This window comes from Bacillus sp. FSL R9-9834 (genome assembly GCF_038006905.1).
Lineage (GTDB): Bacteria > Bacillota > Bacilli > Bacillales > Bacillaceae_G > Bacillus_A > Bacillus_A pacificus.
Genome location: NZ_JBBOWD010000001.1, coordinates 3447910 through 3463390 on the forward strand (window position 1 = coordinate 3447910; position 15481 = coordinate 3463390).

7 protein-coding genes and 3 pseudogenes are annotated in these 15481 nt (G+C 38.3%); 4 read left to right on the forward strand and 6 right to left on the reverse strand.

The window, feature by feature from the left end:
* Positions 1-113 precede the first annotated feature (113 nt).
* Positions 114-410, forward strand: a complete 297-nt coding sequence (locus MKY00_RS17860; RefSeq protein WP_000262403.1) for a hypothetical protein — start codon at positions 114-116, stop codon at positions 408-410.
* A 103-nt stretch (positions 411-513) separates the two neighbouring features.
* On the forward strand, positions 514-954 hold the full coding sequence (locus MKY00_RS17865; RefSeq protein ID WP_000889381.1) for a DUF2621 domain-containing protein: 441 nt from the start codon (positions 514-516) through the stop codon (positions 952-954).
* 30 nt (positions 955-984) lie between these two features.
* Here the strand turns inward: MKY00_RS17865 and MKY00_RS17870 are convergent, their stop codons facing one another.
* Together MKY00_RS17870 and MKY00_RS17875 are read right to left on the reverse strand one after the other, a co-directional pair.
* Entirely contained in the window at positions 985-2040 is a 1056-nt protein-coding gene (locus MKY00_RS17870) for a hypothetical protein (protein WP_000896226.1), read from the reverse strand.
* A 42-nt stretch (positions 2041-2082) separates the two neighbouring features.
* Positions 2083-3153: a hypothetical protein gene (locus MKY00_RS17875; protein ID WP_016718250.1), complete on the reverse strand. Its 1071-nt coding sequence runs from the start codon at positions 3151-3153 to the stop codon at positions 2083-2085.
* A 275-nt stretch (positions 3154-3428) separates the two neighbouring features.
* Between MKY00_RS17875 and MKY00_RS17880 the strand changes: the two are divergent.
* Positions 3429-9782 (forward strand): annotated as a pseudogene (locus MKY00_RS17880) (DUF7507 domain-containing protein); the annotation flags it as partial.
* Positions 9783-9962: 180 nt separating this feature from the next.
* Here MKY00_RS17880 and ltrA read toward each other — a convergent pair.
* On the reverse strand, positions 9963-11891 hold the full coding sequence (ltrA, locus tag MKY00_RS17885) for a group II intron reverse transcriptase/maturase (RefSeq protein WP_000999901.1): 1929 nt from the start codon (positions 11889-11891) through the stop codon (positions 9963-9965).
* 773 nt (positions 11892-12664) lie between these two features.
* Here ltrA and MKY00_RS17890 point away from each other — a divergent pair.
* Positions 12665-13873: pseudogene (locus MKY00_RS17890) on the forward strand (hypothetical protein); the annotation flags it as partial.
* A 62-nt stretch (positions 13874-13935) separates the two neighbouring features.
* Here MKY00_RS17890 and MKY00_RS17895 read toward each other — a convergent pair.
* From MKY00_RS17895 to MKY00_RS17905, 3 genes and pseudogenes are all read right to left on the reverse strand, one after another.
* Entirely contained in the window at positions 13936-14442 is a 507-nt protein-coding gene (locus tag MKY00_RS17895) for a CcdC family protein (protein WP_001028639.1), read from the reverse strand.
* A gap of 90 nt (positions 14443-14532) precedes the next feature.
* Positions 14533-15240, reverse strand: coding sequence for a cytochrome c-type biogenesis protein CcdA (gene ccdA / locus MKY00_RS17900; RefSeq protein WP_016718254.1), 708 nt, complete (start codon positions 15238-15240; stop codon positions 14533-14535).
* Between the two features lie 16 nt (positions 15241-15256).
* Positions 15257-15401, reverse strand: a pseudogene (locus MKY00_RS17905) (peptidase T).
* Between the last annotated feature and the right edge of the window lie 80 nt (positions 15402-15481).

Below are 15481 nucleotides of genomic sequence, written 5' to 3' on the forward strand. Positions count from 1 at the left end.
AAGCTTGGAAATCCAAGCTTACATTATTTTTTGCTTTCCCTTTTCTAATAAAAAGAGTATACTAGTTTAGAACGTATGTTCTTAATGATTACATACAGTAAGGAGATAAGACAATGGTATACGATACAAAAGCAATTTCTTGGAATGAGTCTTTAAAACAACTTCAACGCCGCTATACAAACAAACAAGTTGACCGAAAAGAATTTGAGGATATTGAACTGATGGAATTCTTCCGCGATAACGACTACATTTCTTTACCTACACATATAAGTGGCCTATCAACAGCACGTTTTACTTCTTACTCTATTTTCACAACTGAAGATAAAGATCGTAAAGTTGGCACATTAATCATTGAATATGTAGAAGATGATAATAATAATTTATGTGTGGAACAACTATACTTTGTTTAAATGATAACGCTTGGTCAAAATGACCAAGCGTTCTTGCTTTCTATGAATCTCACTGTTTATAATATGAATAATAGAAAACCGCAATCATTAAGGGGGGATATATTTGCTCGAAGGATGGTTCAGTTGGTTTATTGTGCTATGGACTGTTATTTTATTAGGGCTTATGTCTATCGGTGGATATTTTATGTTCAGAAAATTCCTGAAACGACTACCAAAAGAAGATGGTATGTCCATTTTAGATTGGGAAGAGCACTATATTAATAAAACTAGGCATTTGTGGGATGACGAACAAAAACAATTGTTAGAAGAGCTCGTAAGTCCTGTTCCAGAATTATTTCGCGATGTTGCTAAATCAAAAATTGCTGGCAAAATCGGAGAGCTTGCATTACAAGAAAAAGCCTCTCAAATTACACAAGATTTAATTATTAAAGGGTATATTATCGCTACACCGAAACGTGATCATAAATTTTTAGTAAAAAAACTACAAGAAAAAGAAATTGATTATTCTCATTATGAATCTTTACTGACAAAATCCTCCTCATAAAAGAAAGATTGCTAGCTTATAGCAATCTTTTTAACTTACAGTTACAGATTTTTCGGCTGTTAATCTAGCTTCTGCCAAATCTATTTGTAATCCAACCGCACTTGTATAAATCGTATCCCCTGTACCTGTAATATTTACTTGTGTAGATGTCGTATTTGGTGCAATAGAACCTGTTGCATTTACATTTGTAATATCAAATTCAGCTCTTGCATTTGCATTTGTAGTTGTTCCTGAAAAATTCCGATCCGCAAAACTACCAATTGTATTTAAATTTCCGTTAATATCATTCACTTGCCCTCTAAAAAAATTCCCTGATGGATTATTCGGTCCCGTTAATGTCACAGAATTCAACTGAAAATTATCACCCGTAAAGTTCGGATCACCATTTACTGCCATTACAAAGGCTCGCGCTGTCACTGTTCCTGTAGCTGGCGTAAAAAATCCTGAAATGGTTTGTGGTGTACCTGATAATAAAAAACCTGGAAATAAGCTTACATTTCTCATTGGATAGGAGGAATCACGATAAACTACAATTAAAGACCATCCAGCACCATAACCAACTGGCTGACGCGTAGGTAATCTCGTTACACTATATCTTCCTGCCGCTCGATTCGGTAAACCTTGCAGTAAAGATGTGACGTCTGCTGCTCGGTTATAAACATTGGCTATAAAAGGGAGATTTGTCCCTTCTGATGACCATGCTGAATTAATTGTCACTTGTGTACTCGTTCCATCAGGCGTAACTAAATTTGGAGGATTCGCATCAACAACAGCAGTTGTAACAGCCGTATCCAATCCACCTGACCAAACAAGTAACGCAAAATCTACAACCGCCGTAGCTGGAACGATAGTAGTTGATGGATTTAATTCAGCCCATGAGCCATCTAATGTCCAATCATTTGTTGTACCTCCAAATGTATTCGGATCCGTCGATGAAGGAACTCCTCCAAAAGTAGAATCTGTATTTAATGTTATAAGTGCATTGTAAGCAAAGTTTGTATTTGCAGTACCGCGCATTCCCATCGTATTACCCGTATGCATCATAAATAAGTTATCATTTTTACCGTAAGCTTGAACGAAAGCCAAAAGAATTCCTCCCTATTAATTTACGAGAATTTTTCTATCAATTTAACTTACAGTTACTGATTTTGTAGCAGTTAGACGTGCCTCTCCTAACTCTATTTGCAAACCTACAGCACCAGCATAAAGATAGTCAAATGTATTTGGGATATTCACTGTCGTAGAAGTTGATCCAGCTGTTAATACACCGTTCGCTGGGACATTCGTCACATCAAATTCAGCACGCCGATTCGTTGCAGCAGTTCCAATCGGCATATTTCTATCTGCAAAACTACCGATTGTATTTAAATTCCCTAAATAATTATTGACTTGCGAGGCAAAAAAGTTAGGATTTCTATTATTAGGCCCCGAAAGTGCTCTACCATTTAAAACAAATGTGTCCCCAGTCGCATCTGTATCACCGTTAATCGCCATTGTAAATACACGAGCATTAACCGGTGCTACAGTTGGAGTAATGAAATTTGAAATCGTCGCCGTCTCACCCAATGTAGAAATGAGTAAACCAGTATATAAACTAACATTCCTAACAGGATATGAATTATCACGATATACAACAACTAATGCCCACCCTACCCCTGTTCCTTGCAAAGGTGGATTTGCTGTTGGAACACGTTCTACAAAATAATCACCTACAGCACGATTAGGAAGTCCTTGAAGAATACTCGTCACATTAGCTGCACGTGTATAAATCGTACCTTGAAATGTCCCACTCGACCTTGTTTCTCCCCACGCAGGCGTACTTGTAATAGTGTGAGTCACATCATCCGGAGTTCTGAATGTTGGAGTATTCGCATTTACTACCTCTTCTGTAACAGTACCTCCCAATGTTCCTTGCCAAACTAACATCGCAAAATCTACAGTTGCTGTTGCTGGTACGTCTGTTAGTGAAGGATTTAACCTTGCCCATGAACCATTTAATGTCCAATCATTCGTCGTTCCTGCAAAGGTATCCGCATCTGTGGAAGACGGCACCCCAGCAAAACTCAAATTTGTATTTGTGGAAATTAATGCGTTATATTGATATGCAGTAGCTGTCGTAATACCGCGCATCCCTAACGTATTTCCTGTATGCACCATAAAAAGCGAATCTGTTTTTGTATATGTTTGTACAAAGGCCAACAACCTCACTTCCTTTCTATTAAAAGTAATATTTTCTCGCTATTTCATTTAATGCGAGCAAAACGAAAAAGTTCCATTTATATACGTACGAGCTAATTTAGGCAAAAAAAAAGCCTTTGCCTATTCCTATTCATTTATATTTGAATAGGATGCAATGACGAGCTCATTTTTCATATTTTTTTACAAATAGAACCAGCTTTCAATTTTAAATGGATACTATTTGTAAATGTCTAACTATTGATCGGATTTAAATTCATTTAGAAAGGACGAATCTAATGGCAATAGCAACAATAGGAAGTCGTTTAACCTATACAATCGTTGTCCAAAATACCGGAACACTACCTGCACAAAACGTTACATTTACAGACCCTATACCTGCTGGCACCACTTTCGTTCCAAACAGTGTAACTGTTAATGGTACTCCAACAGCCGGCAATCCTTCAACTGGAATTCCTATTAATAATATTCCGGCTGGTGGCTCTGTTACAATTACTTTCCAAGTAGATGTAACAAGTATTCCTACCCCACCTGTCGCCAGTAACGTAGCATCATTTGGATACGAATTTCAACCTGCACCTAACGCACCCACTATCACACGTACAACAACAAGCAATATAGTTAATACAGATATTTTCACAGCTAATGTCGCATTAACAAAAGCAGTAGATAAAACAATTGCTACTATCGGTGATACGATTACGTATACAATTACGGCCACAAATCAAGCCCCATTAGCTGCTAATAATGTTATCATTACAGACACACCTCCTGCCGGCACATCGTTCGTACCGGGTAGCGTTACAGTTAATGGTACTTCTACTACAGATAATCCTGCTACTGGAATAAATGTAGGAACGATTGCTGCAAACGGGAATGCTACAATTACGTTTCAAGTTCGAGTTAATACTCTCCCTACACCTAACCCTATTCCAAATAGTGCAACTTCAAGTTTTCAATATAATCCACCAAACCAACCACCAATTAACAGAAACTCTACAAGTAATATAGTTGAAACACAAATTAATGCTACTATCATTAATCCAACTAAAAGTGCAAACCAACAAATTGTAAATATTGGTGACATCATTACGTATACGATTACCATTCCAAATAACGGTAATATTTCAGCGACAAACGTTTCTATCACAGACCCTATCCCTACTGGCACTACTTTTATTCCCAACAGTGTTACAGTTAATGGAACGGCACAATCTGGCGTAACTCCAACAAATATTCCGCTAGGTACAATTCCTGCTGGCCAAACTACAACTGTCACATTTCAAGTCCAAGTCACTTCCCTTCCAGCTAACGGAACGATTACCAACGAAGCAAATGTAACATTTACGTCGCAACCGAATCCGGCTGAACCCCCAACAACCACTACGATAACACCACCTCCAACAACTACTTCTGTACGAACTGCAATTGTAAATCCAACAAAAACCGCTAGTCCACAAATTGCTGATATCGGTGATATTATTACGTATACGATTACTGTACCAAATACAGGAAACATCGCTGCAACGAACGTTATTGTAACTGATCCAATTCCAAGTAGCACTACATTTATTCCGAATAGCGTCACAATTAACGGTACTTCACAACCTGGCGTAAATCCTTCTGGTGGTATACAAATTGGTACAATCGCAGCTGGTAATACTGTCACTGTCACTTTCCAAGTTCAAGTTACCTCTCTCCCAGAGAATGGCCTAATCCGAAATATCGGAACCACAACATTTACGTATCAACCAGATCCTACAAAACCAGCTATTACAACAACAAACCCTACACCACCTACTACTACTCCTGTTAACACCGCTATTACAAACCCTGTTAAAACGGCGGATAAAACTACTGTTGATATTGGTGATGTTATTACGTATACGATTACTTTCACTAATGATGGTACGATCCCTGCTACAAATGTAGTTTTTACTGATACCATTCCTACTGGTACAACATTCATTCCGAATAGCGTAATCTTAAATAATGTACCGGTTCCAAATTCAAATCCCGCACTAGGAATCCCGGTTGGAACAATTAATCCCGGTGAAACCAAAACACTATCTTTCCAAGTTCTTGTTACACAAATTCCAGCTGGCGGTGTTATTACAAACGAAGCTTCAACGACATATACGTACCAGCCAGATCCAACAAGACCGCCGGTTACCACAACCGAACCGACAGCACCTACTACAGTCTCTGTTAATACCGCTACAGTTAACCCTACAAAATCTGCTAATCGTACTTTCGCTGATATTGGTGATGTTATTACGTATACAATTAGTTTACAAAATAACGGCACTGTTCCCTCAACAAATATTGTACTAACAGATCCAATTCCAAACGGTACAACATTTATTCCAAATAGCGTCACGATTGATGGTGTCTCACAACCTAACAGTAATCCTGAAAACGGTATATCAATCGGTACTTTAAATCCAAATCAAGCAAAAACAATTACATTCCAAGTTCAAGTTACAAGTGTCCCGCCAAATGGAATTATAGAAAACCAAGGCAGTGTATCATTTAATTATATTGTTAATCCAAATGAGCCTCCTGTTACAACAACTACCCCAACTCCTAAAACTGAAACTCAAGTTGGGACCGTTATTACAGCGCCTACAAAATCTGCCGACAAACAAGTTGCTGATTTAGGAGATACGATTACCTACACGGTCACATTTACAAATAACGGGACCGTTCCGGCTACAAATGTAGTCGTTACAGACCCTACACCTAACGGGACTATTTTCGTTCCAAATAGTGTTACAATCGATGGCATTACAACGCCAGGAGCAGCCCCATCACTTGGTATACCACTTGGTACCATTTCTGTCGGAGAAACGAAAACAATCACGTATCAAGTTGTCGTTACAAACTTACCACCTGATGGAATAATTAGAAACCAAGCATCCTTCACTTACCAATATCAACCGAACCCAAGTGAGCCTCCTGTTACAACAACTACTACCACTCCAAGTGTAAACATTCCAATTAATAATCCTAATCCAACGACTACAAAATCTGCTGATCGACAAGTTGCTGATATAGGGGATACGATTACTTTTACTGTAACATTCCAAAATAGAGGGACCGTCCCCTCTACAAATGTTATTATAAAAGATGCACTTCCATCTGGTGTTTCTTTCGTTCCAGGTAGCGTTGTCGTAAATGGCACATCACAACTTGGAGAAAACCCTGAAATTGGTATACCCGTCGGCACTGTAAATCCCGGTCAAAGTATTACAGTTACGTTCCAAGGTGTAGTAAATAGTATCCCGCCCGGAGGAGTTATTAGAAATCAAGCAAATATTACATTCACATACGAGCCAAATCCAAATGAACCTCCCGTTACGACAACTATTACAACTCCTGAAACAGAAACAGCAGTTAATACCGCTACACTAAATCCACAAAAAACAGCAGATCGCTCCTTCGTTGCATTAAATGATGTCATTACCTATACTCTCTCATTTCAAAACACCGGTACTGTTCCTGCTACGAATATAACAGTAATAGATTCTATCCCTGCCGGTACTGTATTTATTCCAGATAGTGTTACGATTAATGGGATTCCTCAAGCAGGAACAAATCCATCATCAGGAATTTCACTTGGAACTTTAGCGCCATCCGAACGCGCAACGATTACTTTCCAAGTACGAGTAATAAACATCCCTGCTAGCGGCGAAATCCGAAATCAAGGTAGTGCAACATTTAATTATCAACCGGATCCAAATTTACCTCCAGTCACAAAAACAGAAACAACTCCTGAAACAACGACTCCTATCCAAACTGTAGTCATAAGTCCAACAAAAACAGCAAACCTTACGTTTGCAGAAATTGACGATATTGTAACTTATACTGTCACATTTACAAACCAAGGAACTATACCTGCTACTGGTGTAACAATTACAGATTCTTTGCCACCGGGTACAACTTTTATTACGAATAGTGTTACTGTAAACAATGTCGCTCAACCCGGCGTAAGTCCAGTCACAGGAATTCCTGTTGGAACAGTTAATCCCGGCGAGACAGTTACTGTTACATTCCAGATTCAAATAAACGCTATTCCTCCTAATGGAAAAATAGAAAATACAGCAAGTGTTACCTACACTTCTCAGCCTAATCCAAGCGAACCTCCTATTACAACAACAGAAACGACTCCTACCGTAACTTTACCTGTTCGTACCGCTAACCCGAACCCGCAAAAAACAGTGGATCGTGAGTTTGCAAGTATTGGTGATACGCTCACTTATACAATTACCCTTCAAAATACCGGTAATATACCTGCAACTGATGTCATTATTACAGATTCTGTCCCTACTGGAACTACATTTATCCTTGGTAGCATTACGATTAATGGCATTCCACAACCTAATTTGACCCCTGAAACAGGAATCCCAGTTGGCACATTAAACCCTAGACAAATAGTGACTGTTACTTTAGAAGTACAAATAACAACTTTACCACCAAATGGCATTATCTCAAATGAAGCAAATGTCACTTACACATCTCAACCAGATCCGACACTCCCGCCTATTACAACAACCACACCGACTCCAATCGCAGAAACAATTGTACAAAATGCAGAATTAGAGTCAACAAAAACAGTAGATTTACCAATCGCTAACATTGGCGATGCACTCACTTATACAATCACCCTTGAAAACACTGGAAATATTCCTATGACAAATGTATCTGTCATTGATCAACCACCAGTAGGCACACAATTTATTGTAGATTCTGTTACAGTAAATGGCCTTTCACAACCAGGTGTTGATCCAAGCATTGGGATACTCATTGGTACAATACAACCAAATCAAATAATAACCATTACGTTCCAAGTAACGATTACGAATATACCTCCTAACGGGGTTGTTACAAATGTTGGTTCAGTCAACTTTACCTCTCAGCCTAATCCAAATGAACCTCCTATTACAGAAACAGAAGAAACACCACCAGTTAATACTGAAATCATTAACACCATTATTAATCCAGCAAAAACAGCTGATCGTAACAATGTTGATATAGGTGATATTATTACGTACACTGTTACATTCCAAAATTTACAAACAGTACAACTGACAGACATCGTCTTTACAGACCCAATCCCAACAGGAGCTACTTTCATTCCAAATAGCGTTACAATTAACGGCACTCCAACTAGTAATGTAGATCCAGCTCTTGGCATACCTCTTGGCACATTAAACCCTAGTGAATCGATCATTGTAACTTTCCAAGTTCGTGTTGTTTCAATACCCCCAAACGGAATTCTTATAAATGAAGCTACTATCACCTACACATTCCAGCCTAATCCTGGAGAACCCCCAGTAACAGTAACTACACCGACTCCACCTACTACTACAAATGTCAATACCGCAACAACGAACCCTACAAAATCCGCTGATAAAGCATTTGCTTTATTAGGTGACACAATCACCTATACAATCTCCTTACAAAATACAGGAACTGTCCCTGCAACAAATGTACTTGTAACCGATCCTATTCCAGCTGGTACTACTTTCATTCCGAATAGCGTTACGATAAACGGCATTCCACAACCAGGTATCGTTCCTAGTTCCGGAATTCTTATCGGTACATTAGAACCTAACACTTCAGCCGTCGTAACTTTCCAAGTTCAAGTAACTTCGATACCACCGACAGGTTTTATTGAAAATGAAGGGATCGTTTCATTCCAATATCAGCCAGACCCTACTAGACCACCTGTATCTGTTACTACACCTACACCTACTACAAAGACGCAAGTAAGTGAAGTTACTATTAATCCTAACAAACAAGCTAACCCTCAAGTTATTAATCTCGGTGATACTGTCACATATACAATTACGTTCCAAAATGTCGGGAATATTAATGCGACAGATGTTATTATTACAGACCCTACTCCATCTGGTACTACTTTCATTCCGAACAGCGTTACGATTAATGGCGTCACGCAACCCGGAACAAATCCAAATAATGGTGTAAACGTTGGGACTGTAACTCCAGGACAAATTGTTACATTAACTTATCAAGTTACTGTAACTGAACTCCCACCAGACGGTATTATTAAAAACACTGCAACTGTCACTTACACATTCCAGCCAAACCCTAGCGAACCCCCTATTACTATTACAGATCCTACTCCAACTGTTGAAGTAGCCGTTATTACACCTACACCTAACCCAAATAAACTAGCAGACAAACAAATTGTAGATATAAATGAAATCATAACGTATACTGTAACCTTCCAAAATCGCGGATCAGTCCCTGCAACTTCCGTTATCATTACTGATCCGTTAGCAAATGGGTTAACGTTTCTTCCAGGTACTGTTGTAATAAATGGCATTCCAGATCTTGGAGCAAATCCTGTTGTAGGTATACCTGTTGGAACAGTCAATCCAAACGATACAATTACTGTTCAATTCCAAGCAAGAGTCACAAGTGTACCACCTGGTGGTATTATTCGAAATCAAGCAACTGTTACTTTCACATATGAACCAGGTCCTGGTGAACCTCCTATTACAATTACAGACCCTACTCCAATTAACACAACGAATGTAAATACAGCTATATTAAATCCGAAAAAAACAGCCACGCCGGAAACAGTTACTTTAGGTGATATCATTAATTGTCGATAGGTAAGTCTTTGAGGTTATCTCCAACTTTTCCCCCGATCCGCACGGTACGTGCCACTTTCACGGCATACCGCGGTCCACCTATATTGTAGTTTTCTTTTCATCTAATAATGATAAGCTCTAAGCAAACAACGCTAGTTGTTCATGTTCCATATCCACTTCATTTTGTGATTACATACAGATTTCCTCATTTTTGACTAATTTCCGCAATTTATTAAGTTTGCCTAACTGTTCCTCGTTGAGTTTTAATTTATTGAGGAATTGGTTTATGGTTTCTATATTGGTCGCGTGTATTAGTGTATGGACACTTGGCTTGATGATGGTAAGATTTTTGTAGCTGTCATCCCTTGTTTCACTCCATAATCGCTTATGGTGACAGTGGATGTCCCAAGGCGAGAGTTTCTCACCTGTTACACTGCATCTTCCTTTTTGTGCAATATAAAGAGAAATTCGATTATCATTGTATTCTATGGTTGCCCGTTCATTTATAACTGGGTTTTCTCTTAACCATTTCAGTTCCGCTTCGGTTATTTCTGCCAAGTTTTTGTGTATAAGGGCTCGTCCTTCTGCGGTGTATCTGTTAATAGATTGCTTTTTCATCATCGGTTTTTTGTGTTGAATATAGGAGATTGGTAAAATAGGACATTTCATGAGAAATCTCATCGCTTTTGACTTTAGGTATGGTTTAATACCTCTGTCTTTCCCTTTATATTTCCCTATATTCGTGTATCCGTTTGTGTTGCTTTTTCCTCTAATTTTTGACTTTGGGAATCTGTTATACATCATGTGACCAAGACTATGGTTCATTTTACTGAAATCCAGGGAAGCATGCGTTGCTATTTTATAATAGTTGTGCTTACCAATGACCATGCTGTTGTATATACTGATTCTCTTAATTGTTTCATTAGAGTTTGGGGTTCTCTGTATCCTTTTCACTTGTTTTGCTAAATCTTGTTTTGTTTTTTCCAGTGCTTTTGGAGAGATGTGTGTTACTGCAATGTATCGTGTGTTACCGTTCTTCTTACCTTTCTTTACAGCCTTAAGAGTGAAACCTAAGAATTCACTCTGTTGCTTTTTCAGATTGGTTACTTTAGACTTTTCGGTTGAGATAGGCAGTTTTAGACGTTCTTCTAACCACATTTGAGTTGCTTCGAAAATTTTCTCCGCATTCCTACGTGTATTTGTAAAGATTTTAAAATCATCTGCGTATCTTACGATATACATTGGTTTCATCTTGGATGTTTTGGATAGACAATATGTTACAGTGTCATTACTCCAAATCCCATCTTTCAATCTCGGCTTTACCTTCTTGGCTTTGAAAGTTTCCCATTGATTACTAATCCACCAGTCAAATTCGTTAAGGTTAACATTGGCGAGTAGTGGACTAAGGATACCACCTTGCGGGGTACCTTTGGTCGGAAATATCGTTTTGCCGTTAGGCAGTTGCACTGGCGCTTTCAATATTTTCCGGATAATGACTAGTAGTTGTTTGTCACGAATACCCAGTGTCCATAGTTGGCGCATGAGTTTGACGTGACTTACTTCGTCAAAGAATCCCTGAATGTCTATATCCACCACATATGTAAGGTTTTGCTGATTTACCCGTTTTGTTGCGTCTGCTATAGCATTTTCAGCACTTCTGTTTGGGCGAAATCCATGACTTCGGTTACAGAAGTGTGCTTCACAGATAGGCTCCATTACTTGTAAGATGCATTGTTGGATAATCCTATCCCACATACTTGGTATTCCCAGAGGTCTGGTTTTCCCATTGGGTTTCGGTATTTCCTTGCGCCTTACTTTCTGCGGTTGGTAGTTTTGAAAGCGTCTTTTTACTTCGTTCAAGAAATAGCTTTGTTCCATTCTCTCAATATCCTTAATGTTTACATTGTCACAAGCTGCTGTTTTACTCCCTTTGTTTCCTTTAATATTACGAAACGCGAGGAGTATATTTTCATCTGATATAATGATAGGCATTAAATTTTTAAAAGAATTTTTCTTTGTTGCCTTCTGGTATAAGTTATCTAAGAAAGTTTGGATACCGTAGTATTCGTTGTGTCTTAGTTTCTTATTCTTTGGCGTGGACTTAGTTCTATCATTCATGGTCTATCACCTACTCTCATATTGATTTGGTGACCTTTTGAGTCTTACCAGAATCCATGCAAGATTAGATGAAATTTCAGTTCCTACAAATAGGCTTGTGGCTGTTCCTCCAATTCCATTACAGAATCTTCAACGGTCGTGCCACTACTCTCACCACTATTAAGAATACTTCCCTCGGTTACCCGTTTCGTATTCAACTATATCCGCCGATAGAGTCATAGACCCAACGTTAGTGGCTTTCGACGTTCCGTTCAGACTATCGTTGTTTTAAAGATCTTTCAATCTCCGATTTAGGTGCTTGCTTTACCCCGTGTCTAGCTCCGTTGCCTGTAACAACGTTAGGATTGGTCACTATGCGATGTTTCCAATCCATTAGACAAGTCTTATTTTCAGACTCCGAATCATTTCTGACCCGTAAACCTATCGAGGTGTACATTCGCAAGTTCGTCAGTGTTTACACATTCTCACCTTGTCGGTTGACAGCATACGGTACTTAGTTAGTTCCAGCCGGTTTATTATTCCTGCTGGCTTTCGGTTATCCATATAGACACTACGAACCGTAACCGCATGTTTTACCCTGCTTCCAACATCTCACTCTGCCGAGTGTATGCAGTTGGGAATCTCACTGGGAGAGTTTCGGGGCGTTACTCCTTCATTCCTCTCACTCGCCTGAACAGTTATCCTACTCTTTATTGTTTTCGATGTTTCTACAATTAAGAATAGTCCTCGTTGTCGCCTATGCTCCCGCATTACTTACTCGAGAACGTCTCGCACCGTATACGATTTCTCTCCAAAATACAGGTACCATTCCTGCTAATCATATACTTGTAACTGATACAATTCCTATCGGTACTTCGTTCATCCAAAATAGTGTAACAATTAACAACGTGCCGCAACCAACTGCAAATCCATCAGCAGGCATCCCAATTTCAACACTTGCTCCTTCTGAATCCGCAACGATTTCTTTCCGTGTCCTAGTTACTTCAATTCCACCAAGCGGAGAAATTCAAAACCAAGGTAACGTTTCCTTCCAGTACCAACCCGATCCTACTAAACCACCTGTATCCGTTACTACGCCTACACCTACTACAATTACTCCTGTAAACGTTGGGACTATTAATCCGATAAAAACCGCTGATAAATCCATCGTTTCAGTAGGTGATACGATTACATTTACTATCACATTCCAAAATGAAGGTACGATTCCTGTCACTGACATTTCTGTTACAGACTCACTTCCTGTCGGCACATCATTCGTTCCAAATAGTGTCACAATTAATAACATTCCCGTTCCAAACGCAAATCCATCCACAGGCATTCCAGTCGGAACTCTTAATCCAACAGCATCCGTAACTATTTCATTCCAAGTACAGGTTATTACACTTCCAGCTAATAGAATGATTACAAATATCGCATCCATTACGTATACTTCTCAACCCGACCCGACTAGACCACCTATCACAACAACGACTACAACACCACCAATTACGATAGAAGTAAACCCTAATGAGCCAAACACATTTATTAAGACCGCAAATGTAAATAGCGCCCATCTCGGTGATTTCATCACATATACACTTACCTTTACTAACAATGGCACCATCCCAGTAAATAACGTACTCATTACCGACCCACTTCCTCCTGAAGTTACTTTCTATCCAAATTCAGTAACTGTAAATGGAGTAGCACGTCCTGGAACTAACCCAACTATCGGTATTCTTATCAATACTGTTAATCCAAGTGAATCCGTTGTTGTTCGTTTTATCGTTCAAGTAACAGCAGAGCCACGAAATGGTCTCATTCGAAATACCGCCCGCATTCGCTATACACTCAGACCAGATCCTACTAAACCACCGATTTCCGTTGATGAAACTTCAGAGCCAAACATTATTCCGTTTATCGGTCCGTTCGTCTCACCAAATTTAAATTGTTTCTTTAATGGGGAACGTTTTATCCGGCGCGGTTGGAATAGAAGATGTTAGCAATATAAAATAAAAAGACAGCGCCTTTGACGCTGTCTTTTTATTTTATACATATACAGTTTTTAAGTTAATTTCATATCTTTTTCATTATAAAAACCATCTTCTTTTTCCATTTCCTTCTGTAATTTCGTAAAGGAACGGTACATTGCAATTCTCCATGACACAATCATCGCAAATGCCAGTAAGAAGAACATACCACTAAGTTGTCCTAAATCAAGAGATTGGCTTAAGTATGTTTTAAATACAATCCGCACGACAAGTAATCCAATTAATATAAAAACAAATGCTTTGGAACGCTTCAAATAAATCTCTTGTCCTCTAATCTCAAATTTAGATGTTTTAATAAGAAAAATAGAGAAAAACAAACCGACGCCAATTGCTTCTAACATTTCTGCTGGAGTTAATCGAAATTCAGGAAAAACATACATCAACGCTCCCGTACTCATAAAAAATGGTGGAAGTATAATTTTTTTCAATGTTGCAGGTTTCTTAGCTGCTTTTAAACGAATAAACATCGCACCAACAGCCATACAAACAGCAACGATACTGGATAAAACAACTATGTTCATATTTTCTCATCCTTTTTTGTGGCTATATGCAAAATATACTTTCATTATATGCTTTTCCGTTAGTATTTCCAACATTTTCACAGAATAATACTAAAAACCCGTAAAACCACCAAATAAACTTGAGAAATATACGATAATTTTTGTCATCCAGTTAAAATATAAGAAGATACCCATGATAATCATAATGTATCCCCCGATTTTCATGAACTTCATACTGTTTCTTTTAATCCAAGACATTTTCGTAATAAAGAATGATAGTACAAAGAACGGGATAGCAAATCCAAGTATGTATGCGATCATATAAATCATTGCTGATTCTGGATTTGTTGCTGCTAATCCAATAACCGATACTAAAATAGGTCCTGTACAAGGTGTCCATCCTGCCGCAAATGCCAATCCAATTAGAACAGATCCAAAATAACCACTCGGACGATTCTTAAATGTAAATTTACGGTCTTGCATTAAAAACTTCGGCTTAAATACACCGACAATAATGAAACCGAACACGATGATAAATATACCACCTAACTGTCTAATTAAATCTTTATAATTCGTAAAAATGCCCCCGATAAAGCTTGTACCAAATCCAATTGCAATAAATATAATTGAAAATCCAAGTAAGAAAAACGCTGTATGTATCATACTTCTTTTGCGAAGCATTGCATTTTCTTCTTTCAACTCAGAAACCGACATACCTGTTATGTACGATAAAAATGCCGGATAAAGCGGTAAGCAACATGGGGAAATAAATGATAAAAACCCAGCACCAAACGCTAAAAAAATACTAATATCTTGCATTATTCCACTCCTCTCCTTACATATTGTAGCAAAAACATATAAAAATACTATGAACAATTCGTGAAATCACTTTTCCAACGTGATAATAAGAAAAACTACCCTTTCACACTTTTTCTAAAAAAACGTTTTCATTTCCTTCTATTTATATAGAAAAATCTCAATTACACTACAAAACCTCTCTAATGTTATTAACATAACAAAGGTAATATAGTTTCTCAAATGATTAGCATGTTATTCGTAC

Coding starts and splice junctions, on each gene's coding strand:
- MKY00_RS17860 (WP_000262403.1), top strand. CDS start 114: ATGGTATACGATACAAAAGCAATTTCTTGGAATGAGTCTTTAAAACAA.
- ltrA (WP_000999901.1), bottom strand. CDS start 11,891: ATGAATGATAGAACTAAGTCCACGCCAAAGAATAAGAAACTAAGACAC.
- MKY00_RS17895 (WP_001028639.1), bottom strand. CDS start 14,442: ATGAACATAGTTGTTTTATCCAGTATCGTTGCTGTTTGTATGGCTGTT.
- ccdA (WP_016718254.1), bottom strand. CDS start 15,240: ATGCAAGATATTAGTATTTTTTTAGCGTTTGGTGCTGGGTTTTTATCA.